At 73.0% G+C, this 19,934-nt stretch carries 26 protein-coding genes; 18 read left to right on the top strand and 8 right to left on the bottom strand.

All coding sequences use genetic code 11. From position 1 onward, the window contains the following. Window positions 1-24 precede the first annotated feature (24 nt). Entirely contained in the window at window positions 25-624 is a 600-nt protein-coding gene (locus ABZ671_RS00230) for a TetR family transcriptional regulator C-terminal domain-containing protein (RefSeq protein WP_357848773.1), read from the top strand. Window positions 625-676: 52 nt separating this feature from the next. On the opposite strand, the gene ABZ671_RS00225 is transcribed toward ABZ671_RS00230, so the two are convergent. Continuing rightward, on the bottom strand, window positions 677-1,084 hold the full coding sequence (locus ABZ671_RS00225; RefSeq protein ID WP_357848770.1) for a CoA-binding protein: 408 nt from the start codon (window positions 1,082-1,084) through the stop codon (window positions 677-679). 59 nt (window positions 1,085-1,143) lie between these two features. On the opposite strand from ABZ671_RS00225, the gene ABZ671_RS00220 reads away from it, so the two are divergent. Further along, window positions 1,144-1,530: a DUF393 domain-containing protein gene (locus tag ABZ671_RS00220; RefSeq protein WP_357848767.1), complete on the top strand. Its 387-nt coding sequence runs from the start codon at window positions 1,144-1,146 to the stop codon at window positions 1,528-1,530. A 59-nt stretch (window positions 1,531-1,589) separates the two neighbouring features. On the opposite strand, the gene trxA is transcribed toward ABZ671_RS00220, so the two are convergent. Continuing rightward, the gene (gene trxA, locus ABZ671_RS00215) at window positions 1,590-1,952 is read right to left on the bottom strand and encodes a thioredoxin (RefSeq protein ID WP_357848764.1); all 363 of its coding nucleotides are present in this window, start codon (window positions 1,950-1,952) and stop codon (window positions 1,590-1,592) included. Window positions 1,953-2,500: 548 nt separating this feature from the next. Here trxA and ABZ671_RS00210 point away from each other — a divergent pair. The 10 genes from ABZ671_RS00210 (at window position 2,501) to ABZ671_RS00165 (ending at window position 10,161) form a co-directional block, all read left to right on the top strand. Further along, on the top strand, window positions 2,501-3,016 hold the full coding sequence (locus ABZ671_RS00210; RefSeq protein ID WP_357848761.1) for a MaoC family dehydratase: 516 nt from the start codon (window positions 2,501-2,503) through the stop codon (window positions 3,014-3,016). A gap of 72 nt (window positions 3,017-3,088) precedes the next feature. Next, window positions 3,089-3,580 carry a hypothetical protein gene (locus ABZ671_RS00205; protein WP_357848758.1) on the top strand — a complete coding sequence of 164 codons (492 nt, stop codon included), beginning with the start codon at window positions 3,089-3,091 and terminating at the stop codon, window positions 3,578-3,580. 49 nt (window positions 3,581-3,629) lie between these two features. Beyond that, the gene (locus tag ABZ671_RS00200; RefSeq protein ID WP_357848755.1) at window positions 3,630-4,253 is read left to right on the top strand and encodes an RNA methyltransferase; all 624 of its coding nucleotides are present in this window, start codon (window positions 3,630-3,632) and stop codon (window positions 4,251-4,253) included. Between the two features lie 275 nt (window positions 4,254-4,528). Further along, window positions 4,529-4,687, top strand: a complete 159-nt coding sequence (locus ABZ671_RS00195; protein ID WP_242796591.1) for a hypothetical protein — start codon at window positions 4,529-4,531, stop codon at window positions 4,685-4,687. Window positions 4,688-4,693: 6 nt separating this feature from the next. Further along, window positions 4,694-5,569 (top strand): PH domain-containing protein, encoded by an 876-nt coding sequence (locus ABZ671_RS00190; RefSeq protein ID WP_357848752.1) that lies wholly within the window; start codon window positions 4,694-4,696, stop codon window positions 5,567-5,569. 105 nt (window positions 5,570-5,674) lie between these two features. Further along, window positions 5,675-6,364: a SigE family RNA polymerase sigma factor gene (locus ABZ671_RS00185; protein ID WP_357848749.1), complete on the top strand. Its 690-nt coding sequence runs from the start codon at window positions 5,675-5,677 to the stop codon at window positions 6,362-6,364. After that, window positions 6,361-7,605 (top strand): hypothetical protein, encoded by a 1,245-nt coding sequence (locus ABZ671_RS00180; protein WP_357848746.1) that lies wholly within the window; start codon window positions 6,361-6,363, stop codon window positions 7,603-7,605. The genes ABZ671_RS00185 and ABZ671_RS00180 overlap by 4 nt, the downstream gene beginning before the upstream one ends. A 56-nt stretch (window positions 7,606-7,661) precedes the next feature. Continuing rightward, window positions 7,662-8,528: a PHP domain-containing protein gene (locus ABZ671_RS00175; RefSeq protein ID WP_357848743.1), complete on the top strand. Its 867-nt coding sequence runs from the start codon at window positions 7,662-7,664 to the stop codon at window positions 8,526-8,528. 40 nt (window positions 8,529-8,568) lie between these two features. Continuing rightward, window positions 8,569-9,183: a MarC family protein gene (locus ABZ671_RS00170; protein ID WP_357848740.1), complete on the top strand. Its 615-nt coding sequence runs from the start codon at window positions 8,569-8,571 to the stop codon at window positions 9,181-9,183. A gap of 144 nt (window positions 9,184-9,327) precedes the next feature. After that, the gene (locus tag ABZ671_RS00165) at window positions 9,328-10,161 is read left to right on the top strand and encodes a PD-(D/E)XK nuclease family protein (protein ID WP_357850557.1); all 834 of its coding nucleotides are present in this window, start codon (window positions 9,328-9,330) and stop codon (window positions 10,159-10,161) included. A 19-nt stretch (window positions 10,162-10,180) separates the two neighbouring features. Here the strand turns inward: ABZ671_RS00165 and ABZ671_RS00160 are convergent, their stop codons facing one another. Next, window positions 10,181-11,035, bottom strand: a complete 855-nt coding sequence (locus ABZ671_RS00160; RefSeq protein WP_357848737.1) for an oxygenase MpaB family protein — start codon at window positions 11,033-11,035, stop codon at window positions 10,181-10,183. Window positions 11,036-11,113: 78 nt separating this feature from the next. Further along, a complete protein-coding gene (locus tag ABZ671_RS00155; RefSeq protein WP_357848734.1) occupies window positions 11,114-11,542 on the bottom strand; it encodes a Fur family transcriptional regulator in 429 nt (142 codons plus the stop codon). A gap of 114 nt (window positions 11,543-11,656) precedes the next feature. On the opposite strand from ABZ671_RS00155, the gene ABZ671_RS00150 reads away from it, so the two are divergent. Then, window positions 11,657-12,139 (top strand): DUF2231 domain-containing protein, encoded by a 483-nt coding sequence (locus ABZ671_RS00150; RefSeq protein WP_357848732.1) that lies wholly within the window; start codon window positions 11,657-11,659, stop codon window positions 12,137-12,139. Window positions 12,140-12,146: 7 nt separating this feature from the next. Here the strand turns inward: ABZ671_RS00150 and ABZ671_RS00145 are convergent, their stop codons facing one another. After that, window positions 12,147-12,476 (bottom strand): hypothetical protein, encoded by a 330-nt coding sequence (locus tag ABZ671_RS00145; RefSeq protein ID WP_357848729.1) that lies wholly within the window; start codon window positions 12,474-12,476, stop codon window positions 12,147-12,149. 79 nt (window positions 12,477-12,555) lie between these two features. Here ABZ671_RS00145 and ABZ671_RS00140 point away from each other — a divergent pair, with 79 nt between their 5' ends. Beyond that, window positions 12,556-12,732 (top strand): hypothetical protein, encoded by a 177-nt coding sequence (locus ABZ671_RS00140; protein WP_357850654.1) that lies wholly within the window; start codon window positions 12,556-12,558, stop codon window positions 12,730-12,732. 9 nt (window positions 12,733-12,741) lie between these two features. On the opposite strand, the gene ABZ671_RS00135 is transcribed toward ABZ671_RS00140, so the two are convergent. The 3 genes from ABZ671_RS00135 to ABZ671_RS00125 all read right to left on the bottom strand — a co-directional run bounded on the left by ABZ671_RS00135 (window position 12,742) and on the right by ABZ671_RS00125 (window position 14,559). Then, a complete protein-coding gene (locus ABZ671_RS00135; protein WP_357848726.1) occupies window positions 12,742-13,239 on the bottom strand; it encodes a flagellar biosynthesis protein FlgA in 498 nt (165 codons plus the stop codon). A 256-nt stretch (window positions 13,240-13,495) separates the two neighbouring features. After that, window positions 13,496-13,831, bottom strand: coding sequence for an FmdB family zinc ribbon protein (locus ABZ671_RS00130; RefSeq protein WP_357848724.1), 336 nt, complete (start codon window positions 13,829-13,831; stop codon window positions 13,496-13,498). Window positions 13,832-13,929: 98 nt separating this feature from the next. Further along, entirely contained in the window at window positions 13,930-14,559 is a 630-nt protein-coding gene (locus ABZ671_RS00125; protein WP_357848721.1) for a 5-formyltetrahydrofolate cyclo-ligase, read from the bottom strand. An 83-nt stretch (window positions 14,560-14,642) separates the two neighbouring features. On the opposite strand from ABZ671_RS00125, the gene ABZ671_RS00120 reads away from it, so the two are divergent. The 4 genes from ABZ671_RS00120 to ABZ671_RS00105 are packed head-to-tail and all read left to right on the top strand — an operon-like array spanning window position 14,643 to window position 19,779. Then, complete coding sequence (locus ABZ671_RS00120) at window positions 14,643-16,865, top strand: diguanylate cyclase (RefSeq protein ID WP_357848718.1); 2,223 nt, start codon at window positions 14,643-14,645, stop codon at window positions 16,863-16,865. A gap of 9 nt (window positions 16,866-16,874) precedes the next feature. Next, complete coding sequence (locus ABZ671_RS00115) at window positions 16,875-17,828, top strand: UTP--glucose-1-phosphate uridylyltransferase (RefSeq protein WP_357848715.1); 954 nt, start codon at window positions 16,875-16,877, stop codon at window positions 17,826-17,828. Next, a complete protein-coding gene (glp, locus tag ABZ671_RS00110; RefSeq protein WP_357848712.1) occupies window positions 17,825-19,138 on the top strand; it encodes a gephyrin-like molybdotransferase Glp in 1,314 nt (437 codons plus the stop codon). Before ABZ671_RS00115 ends, glp begins: the two co-directional genes overlap by 4 nt. A 32-nt stretch (window positions 19,139-19,170) precedes the next feature. Next, window positions 19,171-19,779: a GNAT family protein gene (locus tag ABZ671_RS00105; protein ID WP_357850554.1), complete on the top strand. Its 609-nt coding sequence runs from the start codon at window positions 19,171-19,173 to the stop codon at window positions 19,777-19,779. Window positions 19,780-19,934: the final 155 nt, after the last annotated feature.

Here is a 19,934-nt window from a genome sequence, read left to right as displayed (position 1 = left end):
GTCGTATTGTGAAAGCATGGGTCCATGCCGAAGCGGGTCGATCACCAGGAGCGCCGCACGCTGATCGCCGACGCCCTGATGCGGGTGGCCGCCGAACACGGTCTGGAAGCGGTCAGCCTGCGCCACGTGGCGGCGGAGGCCGGCGTCTCCTCCGGCATGGTGCAGCACTACTTCCGGACCAAGGACGAGATGATGGCCTTCGCCCTGTCGGTGGTACGCGAGCACAGCGAGTCCCGGGTCGGCCAGGCCGTCGCGGCGCTGGGTCCGGACCCGTCCCCGCGTACGCTGCTCCGGACCATGCTGGCCGAGCTGCTGCCGCTCGACGAGGCGCGCCGCGCGGACGGTCGGGTGGCGCTGGCGTTCCTGGCCTACACGGCAGTACGCCCGGCCGTGGCCGCCGCGCTGCACGGGGAGACGGCCGAGCTGCTCGCGTTCATCGCCGGGCAGATCCGCGCGGCGCAGGCGCGAGTCGACCCGGACCGGGCCGCAGTGGCCCTGCTCGCCGTGATGGAGGGTCTGGGCGTCTATCTGCTCGGCGGGCACTACCCGCCGGAGACGGCACTCGGCGCGTTGGACACCCAGTTGGATCTGCTGCTCGGCCCCGGCGGGCCGGAAGAGACTTGACCGCGCGGCGCCGCCCGGACGGGCCGAGCGCTGACCGGGCGGGCTCGGGCGGTCAGCCGAGCCGGCTGAGCCCGGCCGCGGCACGCTCGATGATGAGGCAGCGGTCTTCGACGTAGTCGATCCCGGCCTCCTCGGCGATCCGCCGCGCCTCGGCCGAGACGATTCCGAGCTGCAACCACACCGCCGGGGCGCCGATCGCCACCGCCTGCCGGACCACCTCGACCGCGTCCCGCGCCGGACGGAACACGTCCACCAGGTCGACCGGGTGCGGGATGTCGGCCAGCGACGGGTACGCCTTCTCGCCGAACAACTCGTCCACGGTCGGGTTGACCGGGATGATTCGCCAGCCGTACCGCTGCATCTCCGCCGGCACCCGGTGCGCGGCCTTGCCGGGGTCGCGGGACGCGCCCACGACGGCGATCACGGCGGAGTCGGCGAGGATCTGCTGGGTTGAGCGCACCTTGCGACTGTAGTCCCGACGGCACCCGAACACGGGCCGGCCGGGTGCAGGATGGGGGCATGGAAACGTCGACCTTCGTCTACGACGGTGACTGCGCCTTCTGCACGCGCTGCGCGCAGTTCATCGAGCGCCGGATTCCCACCGACGCACGGGTGGTGCCCTGGCAGTTCGCCGACCTGGCGGCACTGGAGCTGACGGAGGCCGAATGCGAGGAATCGGTGCGGTGGGTGGGCGATGACGGCTCCCGCGCCGCCGGCCCGGACGCCATCGCCAAGCTGCTCAGCGGCAGCACGCCGCTCTGGCGGGTGGCCGGGGCGGGGCTGCGCTTCCCGCCGGTGCGTGTCGTCGCCTGGACGGCCTATCGGTGGGTGGCCCGCAACCGGCACCGGCTGCCGGGCGGCACGGCCGCGTGCGCCCTGCCACGGGAGGCCCGGGCACGCCAATAGTCTTCGACCGCCGTCCGGGCCCCGGCGGGGACCCGGACGGTTCGGACGTCGGCGGTGAATCAGTGCTCGTGCGCGGCCATCTTCTGGCGGACCTCGTCCATGTCCAGCTTCTCGACCTGCTCGATCAGGTTCTCCAGCGCGGATTCGGGCAGCGCGCCCGGCTGGGCGAAGACGATCACGCCGTCCCTGATCGCCATCACCGTCGGGATCGAGCGGATGTTGAACCTGGCCCCCAACTCCTGCTGGGCCTCGGTGTCGACCTTGCCGAAGACGATGTCCGGGTGCTTCTCCGACGAGCGCTCGTAGACCGGGGCGAAGCGCTTGCACGGACCACACCAGTCGGCCCAGAAGTCGAGCAGCACGATGCCGCTGCGTTCGGTCACCTCTTCGAAGTTGGCCGTGGTCAGCTCAACCGTTGCCATTGCACTCTCCGATCAGCGCGGATTGCCTACGTCCAGTGGGAACCATGGTGGATGTCGTCCAATTCCCGTGACGTACGCGACGAAACGTTCCGCTATGTCGCGACCACGCTCCGATCCATCGAGCCTAATCTGTCTTCCCGGATGTGTGGAACGCGAGTGCGGTCCGCACTTGCGTGACCGCACGTGATGGGAGCGTTTCCAACGTGATCACGGCGAGTGTGTGCTACGGCACGGTAACTTCGCGATTGACAAGGAGCTATCCGAGCTGCGGAGATCGCTTGCGGAGCGCGCATCGATTACTCAACGTGTTGTCACAAAAAGATAAATGTGACGTCCGTCTCTGTCGGCGCGGGCTTGCCGTACGGCAGAATCTCTCACATCAGAGCGTGGGCGGCGGGTGCCGGGGAGGGCCCCGCCGCTCATTGCGTCCGCCCCCCGCTCGGTCGGGGTGTGACATTTTCTCGTCGCCAGCGCCCCCGCCTCCGCCTTAACAAGCGGTAAGGCATGCTGGGCCGAACTTCATCGCCGCCCGTCTGAGGGGGACCAGGATGCAGTTCGGCCGCTACTACGAGGAGTTCGAGGTCGGCGCGGTCTACCGGCACTGGCCGGGCAAGACGGTCACCGAGTACGACGACCACCTCTTCTGCCTGCTCACCATGAACCACCACCCGCTGCACCTGGATGCCCACTACGCCGGGTCGGCGACCCAGTTCAAGCGCAACGTGGTGGTCGGCAACTACATCTACTCGCTGCTGCTGGGCATGTCGGTGCCGGACGTCAGCGGCAAGGCGATCGCCAACCTGGAGGTCGAGTCCCTGCGGCACGTCGCCCCGACCTTCCACGGCGACACCATCTACGGCGAGACGACCGTGCTGGACAAGCGGGAGTCCGCCTCGAAGCCGGACCGTGGCGTGGTGGCCGTGGAGACCCGCGGCTACAACCAGGACGGCACCCTGGTCTGCGTCTTTCGCCGCAAGGTGATGGTTCCCAAGAAGGAGTACGCGGCCTCGGCCGTGCCCGAGGGCGTCGACCCGGAGCGGCCCAGTTTCCCCGAGCCGCGCTGATCCGACGTACGGCCCCTTCCCGATCCGCGCGGGTGGGGGTCGGTTCCTCATCACGGGGCATATGCTGACGCCGTGAGCCACTCCGTCGCCGGAGAGCCGCCCTCTGCCGGCCGTCGTGCCGCACCGCTGACCACCGCCGTCTACTCCGCGGCGGAGTGGAACCTGTTGACCGAACTGCCGGGTCGGGTCCTCGTCGCCGCCGCCGCGCCGACCCCCGGGCGCCCGCCGCGAGGGGTGGCCGCCGGGCTCGCCGGCCTGGACGGCGTGGCGGCCGGCCGGGGGTTCGACAGCGACCTGATCCGGGCCGTGGTCTCCGCCATCTATGCCCGGCACGACGGCGCCGTCGAGCGGGTCGACCAGCTCACCGACCTGGTCGACCTGCTCGCCGCCTGCCGCGCCGCGGTGCGGGTGCTCCGCCGACGCGCCGACCCGGCCGACTCGGCGGCCTACCGGCAGTGGGTGGAGTCCGTCGCGGCCCGGGTCTGCCGGGTCGGCGACGCCGCGCCCAGCCCCGCCGACCGGCGCTTCCTCGACCGGCTCGCCGGCGCACTCGACCTGCGCTGACCAGGGTCCTGGGCCGGCCGGCGCAGCCAGGCCGTACCCTCTAAAAACCGTGACCGACGACCAGCTCGACGTGGGTGTGGGGCCGTGGCCCGGCGACCCGCCGGACGACCCGAGGTACGACCCGGAGCTGCTCGCCGAGGGCGACCGGCGCAACGTGGTGGACCGCTACCGCTACTGGCGACGGGAGGCCGTGGTGGCGGACCTGGACCGGCGCCGACACGACTTCCATGTGGCCATCGAGAACTGGCAGCACGACTTCAACATCGGCACGGTGGTGCGCAACGCCAACGCCTTCCTCGCCGCCGAGGTGCACATCGTCGGGCAGCGGCGGTGGAACCGGCGCGGGGCCATGGTGACCGACCGCTACCAGCACGTCCGGCACCATCCCACGATCGACGAGTTCGTCGCCTGGGCGGCGGCGCGGCAGTTGCCGGTGGTCGGCATCGACAACCTGCCCGGCTCGAGGCCGCTGGAGACGAGCGTCCTCCCGCGGCGCTGCGTGCTTCTCTTCGGTCAGGAGGGGCCGGGGCTGTCCGACGTGGCCCGAACCGCCTGCGACCAGCTCTTCTCCATTGCCCAGTACGGCTCGACCCGGTCGATCAACGCGGGCGTGGCCAGCGGCATCGCCATGCACGCCTGGGTCCGTGCCTACGCCGGGCCGCCGCCGGACTGACCCCATCCGTCGGGTCCGGGACCGCTCCACTGTGGCTGGCAGATCTCCGACCGATCGACGCGCGTACGCCAGCGAAGCTCGGGGATTGGGGCTTCATGCGATAGCCTGGCCGGCGAGTGTACGGCGCACCGTCTCCGCATCGGCACGGGCGGGCCTGACCGGCCAGCACCGACGGTTGGAGAATGGACGCAGATATTCACTCTACGACATCATGCTGATACTCTGGGTGCCACTGCGATAAACGCACCCGGTGCCGCGCGAGAGGATGGCCCGCCATGGTCAAGAAGGTCCTCACCTGGGCCGGCATCGCATTCTTGGTTTTCTTCGTCGCCTACCGGCCCAACTCCGCCGCCGACGTCTTCAAGTCCCTCGGCGGCGGCATCATGGACATAGCCCAGGGCTTCGGTGACTTCTTCACCAACCTGGTCGCCTAGCCGCCGATGGGAAGCCCCGCCGGTCCACCGTTCGACCCCGACGATCCCAACTGGGAACGCCGGGAGCGCGACACCGAGCCCATCCCCCGGATCGACCCTGACGACGGTCCCGGCCTCGGTCGCGGTGCCTCCCTCGGCGACGGTCCCGCCCTGTCCGACGACGTCAACCTGGGCGGCGGGACGGCTTTCGCCGGTGAGGGGCGCTCCGGGCGAGCCTGGATCCGCGACCCGGAGGCCGGCTACCAGCAGCCGCAGATCTCCGAGGAAGAGCTGGCCGGGCTGCGGGCCGGTGCCTCCGGCATGTCCCCCCGTCGGGTGCTGCCGCTGGAGGACGAGCCCAGCTCGCTGGTGGCTCGCTATCTGTTCCCCACCGAGCGTTACCGGGGCGAGTGGAAGCGGCACTGGATCCACCTGGCCACCCCGATCCTCATCGGCATCGCCGCCACCTTCGTCCTCGGCTACCTCGCCGGCTTCCTCGCCGGGCGTAACGTCGGGGCACTGACGACCGTCGCGGTGCTGCTCTGGTTCGCGGTGATGGGCTGGGTCGCCTGGCGGGTCGCCGACTGGTGGTACGACCGCTTCATCCTCACCAACAAGCGGGTGATGGTGGTCAACGGCATCATCACCCGCCGAGTGGCGATGATGCCCCTGGTCCGGGTCACCGACATGAAATACACGCAGTCGCCGACCGGCCGGGCGCTCAACTACGGCACCTTCGTGCTGGAGTCCGCCGGCCAGGATCAGGCGCTCCGCGAGGTCAAGAACCTGCCCAACCCGAACGAGCTCTACCTGCGCGTCGTCGAAGAGATGTACGAGCCGCAGGCCGTCGAGGCACGGTTGGGCAAGGAGGCGGACGAGGCCCAGGCGGACGACGGCGCCTGAAACTTTTCGTCCGAACATCGGAGGAACTGCGCACCATTTGCCGTCGACCCGAGCCGTACGAACGTGGCAGCCTGCCATGCAGGACGGGGGCGCGGAGGTGACGCGGTGGCGAACAGGGACCCGCTGGAAGAGGAGTTCCGCGAGTTCGTCGCGGCCCGCTCCGGTGCCCTGCTGCGTACCGCCTACCTGCTCGCCGGGGACTGGGCGACGGCCGAGGACCTCCTCCAGACCGCGCTGACCAAGACCTACCTGGCCTGGAAGCGCCTCGGCGGGATCGAGGCCATCGAGCCGTACGCCCGCCGCGTTCTGGTCAACACCTCGACGAGCTGGTGGCGGCGTCGCTGGCACGGTGAACGCCCGACCGAGGTGCTGCCCGAGCGGGCCGGGGTTGACGAGATCGAGCAGCAGCTCGACCGGGACGCGCTCTGGCGGCACCTACAGGCACTGCCGGCCCGGCAGCGAGCCGTGCTGGTCCTCCGCTTCTATGAGGACATGTCCGAGGCGCAGACCGCCGCCCTGCTGGAGATCTCCCCAGGCACCGTGAAGAGCCAGACCTCGCGGGCCTTGAACACGCTGCGCCGCCGACTGGGCTCCGAGGCCGCCCTCGGCCTGCCGGCCGAGCCGGAGGCGGCGGGGTCGGCCCCCGCGCCGCGCACGCCGTCGGCACACCGGGCAACACCACGGCTCGCCGGGTCACCGCCGACCGCGCGCCCGCCGGTGGTCCGGCCGGCCCCGATTGCCGCCGGCCCGGCCCTCGCCCGTTCCGCCACCAGCGTGCCGGTGGAGACCCGATGAGCGCACCCTGCGACAACCAGGCGGGCGGCCTGGAGCGTCCATCTTTCGTGACCGACGACGAGCTGGAGCGGGCGCTGCGGGACACCTTCGCCCGCCGGGTCGCCACGCCCCGACCGCTCGTCGCCGACCCGGCGGGTCTGGCCGTCCGACGGGCCCGGCGGGTCGGCCGCCGCCGTGCGCTGACCGGTTTCGCCCTGGCCGGGGTGGCCACGGTGCTGGTCACCACCGGCATGGCTCAGCTCGGTGCGTCGACCGGCCCGGACGGCCCGCCGATCGTGGTGCTCGGCGACCCTCGCGGGCCCTCCCCACTGCCCACCGTCGCGGCCCCCACGGCCGGCCCGGTCCGCCCCGAGCTCGACCTGATCGTCGGCGCCTGGCTCTACACCAACGGTGGCGAGCGGTGGGAGCTGACCGGGGTGAGCCCGGTCGAGCGGGCACAGCGCGTGCCCGACCACGGGGGCTGGCTGCTCACCTCGGCGGTCACCGCGGCCGGCCGTACCCTCTGGTGGATGCCACCGAACGGCAGGCCGCCGCAGGTGCTGCTCGCCGGCGCGGACGCGATCGCGGTCGGCGCGGACGGGCGCCGGGTCGCCTGGCGCGACGGCACCGAGGTCTTCGCCGCCGGCGCGGTCGCCGGGCAGCTGCTGGCGACCACCCGGACGGCGGCCCCGGCGGGGGGCGTGCCGGTCGGCTTCGCCGGCGACACCGTCCTGATCCGGCAGCCCGATCCGAGCGGCTTCCGCGTCTGGCACTCCCGAGTCGAGGATCGGCTGGGCACCGTGAACCGGGACGTGCTCAACGTCTACGGGGTGCGTCCGGACGGCCTGGTGGTCGGCCAGGTCTCGGCCGGCACGCCCCGGCGGCCCTGCCTCGCTCTCCTCGACCCGGCCCGCGACCTCGCCCCGGTCCGCACCGGATGCGGCCCGGAGCTCGCCACCGACGGCCACGGCGACGTCTCCCTCGACGGTCGGTGGCTGCTGGTGAACGGCGCGCGGAACGCAGCGCTCCTGGTCGACCTGGACGCCCTTGGCGCCGGCGGGTCGGCCCGGGCCGCCGGGCCGGCGCTGACGGGGGTGGTGACGTGGACCCGGTCCGGTGCGGCCCTGCACGTCGACGCCACCGGCGCGCTGGTCCGGGTACGCCCCGACGAGGTGACGGCCGGCGAGCAGCCCTTCTCGGCGCCGGTCGACGGGGTTGCTCCGGGTGACCGGCCGGTCGTGGTGGCCGACATCCAACCCTGACCGGTTGCCTGCTCCGCCGCGACCGGCGGTCGTACCAGGGCGGTAGCGTCGGCGAGGTGACCGTTGCCGCTCGGATCGACCTGCACGCCCACTCCACCGCCAGCGACGGCACCCTCAGCCCGGCCGAGCTGGTCCGGGCCGCCGCCGACGCCGGCCTCGACGTCGTCGCGATCACCGACCACGACACCACCGGGGGCTGGGACGCCGCGGTTGGTGCGCTGCCACCCGGGCTCACCCTGGTACGCGGTGCGGAAATCTCCTGCCGGTGGTACGGCGTCGAGCCGGCGATCCCGCTGCACCTGCTCGCGTACCTCTTCGACCCGAGCGAGCCGGAGCTCGTCGCCGAGCTGGCCCGGGTCCGACGCGCCCGGGAGGAACGCGGCGAGCGGATCGTACGGCTGTTGCAGGCCGACGGCATCGACGTGAGCTGGCCGGAGATTCTGGCCGGCGCGGCCGGCGGGACGGTCGGCCGCCCGCACATCGCCCAGGCGTTGATCCGGGCCGGGCTGGTCGCCACCACCAGCGAGGCGTTCGGGCCGGACTGGCTGGGGGAGCGGTACCGACTGCCCAAGGAGGACATCGACGTGTTCCGGGCGGTGACGCTGATCCGGGCGGCCGGCGGCGTGGCGGTCTTCGCCCACCCACGGGCCTCGCGGCGCGGGCGGATCGTGCCGGACGAGCTGATCGCCGCGTTGGGGGCGGCCGGGCTGGCCGGCCTGGAGGCCGACCACGAGGACCACACCCCGGCCGAGCGGGCTCACGTCCGAAGGCTCGCCGTCGAGCTGGGCCTGCTGGTCACCGGGGCGTCGGACTTCCACGGCACGCACAAGACCGTCCAACTCGGCGCGCACACCACCGACCCCGAGGTGTACGAACGCCTCGTCGCCCTGGCCAGCGGGGTGACCCCGGTCGCTTGGGGCTGATCCGCGGTTAGGGTTACCGCGGCGCGGCTACCGTGTTCAGGTGGATCTCAAGCTCTTCTTCGAGGTCTTCGTGACCCTGCTGGTGATCGTCGACCCGCCCGGCATGCTGCCCATCTTCCTCGCGCTCACCGGCCCCCTGCCGGCCCGCGACCGGAACCGGGCCGCCTGGCAGGCCGTCGCGCTGGCGCTCGGGGTGATTGTGATCTTCGCGGTGGCCGGGCAGACCCTCCTGGCCTACCTGCACGTCTCGCTGCCGGCGTTGCAGGCCGCCGGCGGGCTGCTGCTGGTGCTCGTCGCGTTGGAGCTGCTGACCGGCAAGGCCGACGACCCGAGCCAGCAGACCACCTCCAACGTCGCCCTGGTGCCGCTGGGCACCCCGTTGCTGGCCGGGCCGGGTGCCATCGTCGCCACGATGCTCTTCGTGCAGCGGGCCGGCCCGGCCACCGACTACCTTGCGATCGCCCTCGCGATCCTCGCGGTGATGGTCGCCGTCTGGGTGGCGCTGCGCTTCTCCGGCGTGATCGTCAGGATCCTCCGGCCGGGTGGCATCGAGGTGCTGACCCGGATCGCCGGTCTGCTGCTGGCCGCCATCGCGGTGCAGCTCATCGCCGACGCCGTAGCCGCCTTCGTGACCGAGTTCCTCACCATGCGCTGATCCGTCGGCCCCGCCGTCGCCGCGATGTCGTACCCGGATGGCAGGATCTCAGGCGTGCGACGACCCTCCCCGACCGGACGACCCACCGGCGGCCGGCCGCCCCGGCCCCGCGCCGAGCAGGCCGAGCAGCTCGGTTTCGAGGGGATGCCGGAGCGCCTCTTTGTCTGCACGCCCAGCAAGCTCGGCGCGTACGCCGACTGTCCCCGGCGCTACCGCTACTCCTACGTCGACCGGCCCGCGCCGCCCAAGGGGCCGCCGTGGGCGCACAACTCGCTCGGCGCCAGTGTGCACACCGCCCTGAAGAACTGGTACGCGCTTCCGCCGGACCGCCGCCGCCCCGAGGCGTTGGCCACGCTGCTCAAGGGCACCTGGGTGCGCGAGGGCTACCGTGACGACGAGCAGGAGCGGGCCGCCTTCCGCCGGGCGCTGGCCTGGCTGGAGTCGTACGTGGCGGGGCTCGACCCGGCCGACGAGCCGGTCGGGGTGGAACGGGTGGTGGCCGTCAAGACCGGGGTGCTCGCGTTCAACGGCCGGGCCGACCGGATCGACTCCCGTCCCGGCCCCGACGGGCGGCCCGAGCTGGTCATCGTCGACTACAAGACCGGCCGCACCGGGCTGGACGGCGACGACGCTCGCGGCTCGCAGGCCCTGGCCCTCTACGCGTACGCGGCCGAGCGGGTGTTCCGCCGGCCTTGCCGTCGGGTGGAGCTGCACCACCTGCCCACCGGCACGGTCGCCGCGCACGAGCACACCCCGGAGTCGCTGCACCGGCAGCTGACCCGCGCCGAGGAGACCGCTCGGGACATCATGGCCGCCGAGCGGGCGATCGCCGATGGCACCGACCCCGACGAGGCGTTCCCCGTCACCCCGGGGCCGCGCTGCGGCTGGTGCGACTACCGACGCACCTGCCCCACCGGCGCCCAGACCCCGGGCAAGGACCCGTGGGCGGCCATGGACCGCCCCGCCGAGCCCGCCTAGCTCGCGGCTCGCCGGCGGGCTACGCGGCGCTGTCGAGACGGGCGGCGCGTTCCTTGGCGGCCTGCTGGATCGGGCCCTCCCGGTAGCGGCGCGGCAGCGCCGCCAGGGCGAGGCGCAGCGCGCGGATGCTCATCTCCGCCGACAGCGCGGTGGTGGGCAGGCCCAGGCCGCCGTACAACCGGCGCGCCCACGCCGGCAGCAGCGCCAGCGCGGTGCCGGCGATTCCCAGGTACGCCCAGCGCGGCGGGCCGAGGTGCAGGCCGAGTCGCGCCGGCAGACTGAGCTTCCAGGGGATAGGCGGGGCGGTCAGGAAGAGGGCCGTCTCCGCCGCCTCCCTCGTCATTCGCAGGTCCGGGCGGATCCGCCGGTAGTAGTCGGCCACCTCGGCGGCGGTGCCCGGCACCTCGGCCGGGTCGAGCCCGACCAGGGCCGCCGCCCGGCGCTGCTCGGTGTAGTAGGCGTCGACCTCCGCGTCGTTCAGGGCGAGACCGGCACGGCGGGCGGTGCTGACGAACGACTCGACCTCGGTGACGTGCACCCAGCGCAGCAGCCCCGGCTCGTCGATCCGGAACTCCTCGCCGGTGGACGGGTCGGTGGCCCGCATCCGAGCGTGCAGCGTACGCAGCCGGCGGCCGGCCGCCTCGGCCTCGGCGGTGGTGCCGTAGACCGTCGTCGCCACGTAGGTGGCGGTCCGGACCAGCCGCCCCCACGCGTCGGTGCGGTAGCTGCTGTTCTGAGCGACTCCGGCCATCGCCCGGGGGTGCAACGCCTGAAGGTAGAGCGAGCGCAGGCCCGCGACGATCAGGATCGGCTCCGCGTGCACCTTCCACGTGACCGATCCCGGACCGAACAGGCCGAGGTCATCGGTGTCCACCGCCCAAGAGTGCCATGCGCAGGCCCGGCCTAGTGCCCCCGCGAGTGGCCCGGATCCCAGGTGTGATCGCGCGGGGGTTCAGTCGCCGCGGCGGCGGCGGGCCTGGCACATTGGGCAGAGCCCCCAGAAGGTCACCTCGGCCTCGTCGACCTCGAAACCGTGCGCGGTGTTCGGGTCGAGGCAGGGGGCGCTGCCGGTCGCGCAGTCGATGTCGGCGATCTCGCCGCAGCCCCGGCAGACGACATGGTGGTGGTTGTCCCCGACGCGTGCCTCGTAACGGGCGGGACTGCCGGCCGGCTCGATGCGGCGGGAGAGGCCGGCCCGGGAGAGCGCGCCGAGCACGTCGTAGACGGCCTGGGTGGAGACCGAGTCGAGCCGCTCGCGGACCCGGCGGGTGATCTCGTCGACCTCCAGGTGACCGCCGGCGGCGAGGACATCCAGCACGGCGAGCCGCGGTCGGGTGACCCGGAGGCCCCTCGACCGGAGCAGTTCCTCACCGCTGGACATGAACTAATGACAGCACGTGCCTTCGGGGGGCGACAACCGCGCTGGGATGCTGGGTGGTGCGGGCCACACGGTCGTACGCTGGCGGGCGCTTCGGTTCACTCGTTGGAGGTGTCGGTGTTCACGGAAGTCAACGGCCTGCCGCTGCACCCGCTGGTCGTACACGCCGTCGTGGTGCTGGTGCCGCTGCTGGCGCTGATCTCCGTCGCGTACGGGGTGCTGCCCTGGTGGCGGTCCCGGCTCGACTGGGCGGTGGCGGGCCTGTCCGTGGTGACTCCGATCGCCACGTTCGTGGCGAAGGAGTCCGGGGAGGCGTTCGAGGAGGCGCAGCGGCAGCGGGGCCTCGGCGGCGAGTTCCTCAGGAAGATCGAGGAGCACGCCGAGTACGGCGACACCCTGTTCTGGTTCACCATCGGGTTGGCGGTGGCGGCGCTGCTGCTCCTGCTGGTGACCAGCGGCCTGGCTCGGGTGCGCAGCCTGCCCCGCTGGCTGGCCCCGGTGCTGACCGGGATGGTGGTCGTCCTCGCGGTCTTCGCGCTGGTGTACGTCTACCTGGCCGGTGACAGCGGCGCCCAGGTCGTCTGGGGCGGCACACTCTGACCCTGGGTCAGAAGATCACCCGCGAGCAGAGCAGACACGTCAGGATCACCAGCACCACCCCGGCGACCGCACCGATGCCGTAGGTGAGCCGCTGGGCCCGCTGCTCCGTCCGGTCCATCGCGGCCATGTCCTGCGGCGGCAGCTGCCGGGGTGGGGCGGGCCGCACGTGCACGGGCGGCCGCCAGCCGGGCGGGGGTGGTGTGGTCGGCGGCGGGCCGGAATAGCCGCTGCCCGGCACACCGCTTCCGGGCTGGCCGCTGTCGACTCCGCCCTTCGGCTGGTCCGGTGTCGGGCGTCGCCAGAACTCGTCGTCGGGAGTACCGCTCGGCGTCGTCACGCCGTCCGACGCTACCAACGCCGTGGCCACTCGGCCCGCCGGACGCGACGGACGTCTTCTGGCGGTATCCTTGCCGCTCGTGAGCGATCCCGGCATGCGTGGCGCACGCGGCGACGACGACCGCGTGGTCGACCTCAGCGATGATCTCGTGGTGCTGCCCGAGCAGACCAGCGACGACACGGACCGCGGCTGGGGCGAGCGGCCCGGTGGCAACGACGACTGGTTGCTGGCCGAGCGCCCGCCGCACTGGGGCTGACCACGCCGGTCATTCGCGTACCACCACCGCGAAGCGGCTGCCTTCGGGCAACCCGACCGCCCGCAGCGCCTGCTCGGGTCGAAGCGCCAAATAGAGCGCGGAGGAACCGTCGACCGCCCCGGCGCCCACCACGTCGAGCACCAACGCCCGCGGGGCGAGCAGCGTCGCTTCCCCGGCCGCCTCGCCGCCCCGCACGACCAGCAGGTCCACCCGGGCGCCCGGGCGGAGCACCGCGAGGGCGGCCGGCTCGGCCAGCCGGACCGGTACGCCGACGGACCCGTCGGGCAGCGGCAGCGCGCCGCCGGGGCGGCCGTCGTTCGGTGGCGAGGAAGTCGGGGCCGGCGTGGGTCGGGCCGGGGTTGCGCCGGGCGGGCAGCCGGCGGGGGCCGGCAAGACGGCGGCGGCCAGGCCGAGCAGCACCGCGACCAGCGCCACCCGGAGCAGGGTCCCGCCCCGGGGCAGCCCGCGCCACCGCACCGGCCGTAGTGATCCCTCGTCCGCCGCCACCCGCGCCCCTCCTTGCCAGCCACCCGATGGACGCCGCCCAGCCTAGGAACCGACGCCGGCCGAAGGCATCGGCCTGTGGATGGCGGGAAGCACTGTGGACAGGCCGCGGCCAGCGAGATGATCTGCTATGGGTGGCTCAGGTTTCGTCCGGCGTCGGCCACAGTGTGCGTAGCGGCTGCATGCCTTCGTCGACGTAAAAAAAGTGGCCATTCCAGGAGGAATAACCACTTTTCTGAGGATCTGCGCGAATTGAAGGTCAGGAGGAAGTCGCGGAGGTGGTAGCGGCGGGCGCCTTGGTGGCCGAGCCGCCGGTCGAGGACGACGAGCCGTTGCTCGACCCGTTCGACGTGCTGCTCGATGACGACTCCGACTTGGCCGGCTTGCTCGAGGTGCCACTCTTGCTCTCGGAGCCAGAGGAACGCGAGTCGGTGCGGTAGAAGCCGGAGCCCTTGAACACGACGCCGACCGAGTTGAAAACCTTGCGCAGCCGTCCTTCACACGCGGGGCACTCGGTCAGCGGCTCGTCGCTGAAGGACTGCACCGCCTCGAGCTGGTGGCCGCACGCGGTGCAGGCGTACTGGTAGGTAGGCACGGTCTCCTCCGGATCTGGCACGGCCGGGTTGGCACTCGACGTATTCGAGTGCCAATGGTGCGTCATGGAACCCGGGTTCGTCCAGCGGAAGTGCGTTGTCAGACAAGCGCTGTCCGGGGCAGCGTACGTAGACCGCCGGTGGGGGTGATCACGGCGCGTACCGGGCGGTCGTGCGGCTGCGCCGGCACGGCCTCGAGCAGCTCCCCGTCGTGCAGCAGGGCCACCGTCAGGGCCGACCCGGGCACCCGGGCCAGCGCCCGGTCGTACGAGCCGCCGCCCCGGCCCAGCCGCCGCCCCCGATGGTCCACGGCCAGGGCCGGAACGATCACCAGTTCGGCGGCGGCCACGGCGGAGCGCCCCAGTCGGGGCCCGGTCGGCTCACGCAGTCCCCGCCCGGCCGCGTGCAGCGACTCCGCGCCGGTGTACGCCGCCCAGTCCAGATCCAGGTCGTCGCGGAGCACCGGCAGCAGCAGCTCCGCCGCCGGCGGGAGCGCGGCCCGCAGCACCTCCGGCAGGTCGCTCCCGCCCGGCTCCGAGCCGACCGGCACGTACCCGCTCATCCGGGCCGGACGGAGCCGGCGTACCAGGGCGGTCAGCTCGGCCTGGACGCGCGCCGCCGCCTCCGCCCGGGCCGTAGCGAACAGCGACCGACGGTGGGCGAGCAACGCGACACGCAAATCCCGCTTCGCAGCATGCGTCACATCCGCTTCATCCGAAAATTCCGGCACGCAACACTCCTGACGCCACGCTTGCCTACCCGTCGCTCTGTGTCAGCATCGCAGCAAGGGCGCAGAACTTCCGGGGAGAAGGCTTGACGCTACGCGGGCGGTTGACGGCAGCCTTCCTCGTGGTGGTGCTCGGCCCCGTTCTGCTCGGCGCCTTCTTCGTCGGATCGATGATGTCGGCCGTCGACCGCGGCCGTTCCACCGAGCGGCTGGGCCTGGCCGCCGCCGGGGTGCGTACCTCGGTGGACGCCCTCTGCCAGCAGCTGCGCGCGGCGGCCGACGCGGTCGCGCTGGTCACCGACGCCGCCGCCCGGCCCCGCGCGGCCGACCAGGTGGTGGGGCGGGGCCTCGCCGCCGCCGTGCTGATCACCGACACCGCCGGCCGGACCAGCTATGCCACCCCGGGTGGTCCCGCCGGGCCCTGGCAGGACTGCGCCGGCACGCCGCCGGCCGCCGGCCCGGTCCGCGCACTCGCCGCCACCGTTCAGCTCCGCGACGCCGCCGGCGCCGACCTGGGCACGGTCGCCGCCGCCCAGCCCGTCGACCCGGCCTTCGTGGCGCGGCTCGCCGCGGTGACCGGCGTCGCGGTCACCCTCCTGGACGATCCCGGCGGCACCGACCGCGTCACCCACACCACCGAAACCCCGGAGGTACGCGCGGCCGTGCTGGCCGCCGCCCGCACGGCCGACGGGAACCGGGTCACCGAGACCAGCGACGGCCGGTACGTCCGCCGGCTCGGCCCGTTCCCGGGGCAGCCGCTACCGCTGATCCTCTCGGTCCCCGGTGAGCGCCCGCCGGCCCTGTACGTCGTCCTGGTCGGCGCGGTGCTGCTCGCCGCGGTGCTGGCCGTGCTGGCCGCCGGGCGGCTGGCCCGGGTGACCACCCGGCCCCTGGTCGAGCTGGCCGGGGCGGTGGACCGGGTGGCGCACGGCGACCTGACCGCCCGGGTGTCCGTCCGCAGCCGGGACGAGATCGGCCGGCTGGCCCGGGCGTTCAACCGGATGGCCCGGGAAACCGGCAGCTATGTGGCCGCCCTGACCAACAGCCGGGATCAGTTGCGCGGCCACCTGGCGGTGCTCGGCGACACCCTGGCCAGCACCCACGACCTGCAACGCATCCTGCGGGTGATCCTGCACAGCGCGATCGCCGCCACCGGCGCCCGGGCCGGGGCGGTGCTGCTGCTCGACGGCGATGGGATGCTCGTCGGCCGGTGCGTCGAGGGGCTGGACGGACGCTGGCCCAGCACCGACGGATCCGACCCGGCCACACTGCGGGTGCCCGTCGGCACCGGGGTGATCGGCACGGTGGCCGCCACCGGGGAGCCGCTGTGCGGCCGGTGGGCACTGGCGGACGCCCCGACCGGGGAACCGACCTGCGAGACGTACATCGCGGTGCCGTTCGCCGCGCCCAGGGCGGCGGACCTGGGCGGGCGCGGCCCGGCCCGGCCCGGCCACCCGCCGGCCGACGACCTGGACCCGCCGCGCCGCGACCCGGAGCCGTCGTCCGAGGCGCTCGGCGTGCTGGCCCTCTACGACCGGCTCGGCGCGGACGAGTTCGACGACGACGACCTGGTCACCCTGCGGACCTTCGCCGGGCACGCGGCGGTGGCGGTGGAGAACGTCCGGGTGCACGAGGAGGCGCAGCGACTCTCGCTGACCGACCCGCTGACCGGGCTGTGGAACTACCGCTACCTTCGCGAGTCGATCCGGCGGGAGGTGGAGCGGGCGAACCGGTTCGGGCGGATGCTCAGCGTCCTCGCCCTCGATCTCGACCGGTTCAAGAACGTCAACGACACCTGGGGGCACGCCGCCGGGGACGCGGTGCTCGTGGAGTTCGCCCGCCGGGTGCGCGGCGAGATCCGCGAGGTGGACCTGGCGTTCCGGCAGGGTGGGGAGGAGTTCGTGGTGTTGCTGCCGGAGACCGACGCGCGCGGCGCGGCCATCGTCGCCGAGCGGCTCGGCGCGGTGGTACGGGACCAACCGGTGCCGGTGAACGGGCACTCGGGGCCGGTCCGGGTGCCGGTGACGGTCTCCATCGGCGTCGCCGTCTACCCCGACCACGCCGCCACCGGCCAGCAGGTCCTCGACGCCGCCGACGATGCCCTCTACGCGGCCAAGTCGGCAGGTCGGGACAGCTACCGACTGGCCCCGGCACCCGACTCGACACCCACCCGGGAGATCCCGGTGGTGCCTGCGGCGGTCAGCCCGCCCGACGGCCTGCCCCGGGCCGGCGCGGCGGACGCCGCGAGCGCGGAGCAGCGCGGCGCGTCTTCCGGTCCTCACCCGCCGCGGCAGAGCCGTGGCCGATAGTCTCGCGACATGTCGGAGCACTCAGCGAATCCCTCAGCGACGGCCGCGACCGGCCGTGCCCGCGCGGTGAAGGCGGTCATCCCGGCTGCCGGCTTGGCCACCCGGTTCCTGCCGGCCACCAAGGCGGTCCCGAAGGAACTGCTGCCGGTCGTCGACCGGCCGGTGCTGCAGTACATCGTCGAGGAGGCCACCCAGGCCGGTCTCACCGACGTGCTGCTGATCACCGGGCGCGGGAAGACCTCGATGGTGGACCATTTCGACCGCCGGCCCGATCTGGAGTCCCGGCTCGCGAACAAGCCCGACCTGCTGGAGGCGGTACGCCGTCCGGAAGGGCTGGCCGAAATCTACACCTGCCGGCAGCCCGAGCAGCTCGGCCTCGGCCACGCCGTCGGGTACGCCGAGTCGCACGTCGGCGACCAGCCCTTCGCGGTGCTGCTCGGCGACGAGTTCGTCAAGATGGACGAGCCGTTGCTGCCGGCGATGCTGGAGCTGCAGGCCCGCACCGGCGGTGTCGTGCTGGCGTTCTTCGAGGTCGACCCGGCCGAGACCAAGCGGTACGGCATCGCCTCGGTCGAGCCGGCCGAGCCGGAGTTCGCCGACATCGCCGACGTCGTCAAGGTCACCGGCATGGTGGAGAAGCCGAAGCCGGAGGACGCCCCGAGCAACCTCGCCGTCCTCGGTCGGTACGTGCTCCCGGCGCGGATCTTCGACGCGATCCGGCGTACGGAGCCGGGCAGCGGCGGGGAGATCCAGCTGACCGACGCAATGGAGCTGCTGCGCCGCGAGGGGGTGCCGGTGCACGCCATCGTCTACCGGGGCACCCGCTACGACACCGGCATGCCGCTCGGCTACCTGCAGACCGTCGTCCAGATCGCCGCCGAGCGCGACGACCTGGGCGCCGAATTCCGCAAGTGGCTGGCCGAGTTCGTCAACTCCGACACGTCGGGCGGTCCCAGTACATGACCGCGACGGCCGACGCCGAGGCGGCCGCGAACGAGTTGATGCCGCTCGCCGACTACCTGGGCAGTGTGCTGCGCAGGTTGCGCGCGCTGCCTCCGCTCGACCTCGACCTCACCCAGGCGTACGGCAACGTCCTCGCCGAGGACGTCGTCGCACCGCACTCGTACCCCGCCTTCGACCAGGCGGCGGTGGACGGGTACGCCGCGCGCTGGGAGGACATCTCCGGAGGGGGCCGGGGCCCGGGCTACGTCCCGGCTCCCTCCGGCACGCCAGGTGGCCGCAGCATCCGGCTCAACGTGGTCGGCGACCTGGGCGCGGCGAGCTGGCGGCCGGTCCGGCTCACCCCCGGCTCGTGTTTCTCGGTGGCGGCCGGCGCGCCGCTGCCGATCGCCGCCGACGTGGTCGTGCCGGTGGAGTGGACCGACCAGGGCATGGCCGCGGTGGAGATCTTCCGCGCTCCCAAGCGCGGGTACGGCGTCCGCCGCGCCGGCGAGGAACTGCCGGCCGGTGCCCTGCTCGCCCGCGCCGGCGCGTACGTCTCGCCGGCCCTCGTCGCCGTCTTCGCCGCCACCGGCATCGGGCACGTCGTGGTCCGGCCCAGCCCCCGGGTGGTCGTCGTGGCCACCGGCGACGAGTTGGTCGACGTCGGTCGGGGCAGCCAGCCCGGCCAGGTGGTGGACACCAATTCGCACGCGCTGACCGCCGCCGCCGCCGAGGCGGGCGCGCTCGCGTACCGGGTGGGGATCTGCGACGACGACCCGGAGGCGCTGCGCGGCCTGCTGGAGGACCAGACGCTGCGGGCCGACCTGATCATCACCACCGGCGGCATCGGCACCGGGCCCGGCGACATGGTCCGCCGGATCCTGTCCCGCCGCGAGGGCAGCCGGGCCGGGCCGGTGGCCTTCACAGAGGTCGCCCTCTATCCCGGAACGGCCCTGGGATTCGGTACGGTCGGCGCCGAGGAGGTGCCGGTGGTGTGTCTACCCGGTGAGCCCGGAGCGGCCCTGATCGGCTTCGAGGTGCTGGCCCGCCCGGCTATCGCGCTGCTGGCCGGCGCCGAGCCGGTGTTCCGGCCCAGCGTCCGGGCGCACCTGCTGGAGACGGTCTCGTCCCCCGGCGGGCTGCGCGAGTTCCGCCCCGCGCACGTGGCCGAGCGGCGCGGCGGCGGGTACACCGTCCAGCCGCTGGCCGGCGGGCCGTTCACGCTCGCCGGCCTGGCCGAGGCGAACGGCCTACTGGTCCTCGGCGAGCGGGTCACCACCGCAGCGGCCGGGTCGACTGTGGACGTGCTGCTGCTGGACCGGCGTCGGTGAGCCTGTTTCGACGGTCGCCCGGTTGGCCGGCGGTGCTGGCGGACGGTCCGGTGGTGCTGCGTCCCTACCGGCGCTCCGACGCGGCGGCTTGGTCGGAGATCCGGCGGGCCAACCGAGCCTGGCTGTCCCCCTGGGAGTCCCACCTGCCCGGCAGTTGGGACGAGTTGAACTCCCCCGTCGCCTTCCGCTTCGTCCACGCCGACCAGCGCCGCTCGGCGCGTACCGGCGATGGAATGCCGTTCGCCGTCTGCCTGCGCGAGGAGGGACAGGAACGGCTGGTCGGCCATCTCAACGTGGGCAGCATCGTCCGCCGGGCGTTCTGCTCCGGGTACGTCGGCTACTGGGTGGACTCCCGAGTGGCCGGTCGCGGCGTGATCCCCACCGCGGTCGCGCTGGCCGTCGACCACGCGTTCGGTCCGGGCGGGCTGCACCGGATCGAGGTGAACATCCGACCGGAGAACAAGCCGTCCCGGCGGGTGGTGGAGAAGCTGGGCTTCCGCGAGGAGGCCTACCACGTGCGCTACATGCACATCGACGGGACCTGGCGGGACCACATCGGATACGCGATGACAAGTGAGGAAGTGGCCGCCGAGGGCGGGCTGCTGGCCCGCTGGCACCGCGTACGTGACAGCCGCGGGTGAAGCGTCCCACCCGTCCCGTCCGGCGCGGCGCACGGTCAACTTGGTCTACGGCCCGTAACCTCAAGTAACTGCAAGCTGTGGCAAGCGCTGCATGACCGCACGATCTGCGCCGTGAACGACGGATGACGGAATAAGTTACGGTCGAGCGGCGCGGG

The organism is Micromonospora sp. NPDC006766, from assembly GCF_040636055.1.
In the GTDB taxonomy this organism is placed as follows: domain Bacteria; phylum Actinomycetota; class Actinomycetes; order Mycobacteriales; family Micromonosporaceae; genus Micromonospora.
Note: the sequence above shows the minus strand (reverse complement) of the source record. Positions and strands in the feature narration are given on the sequence as shown.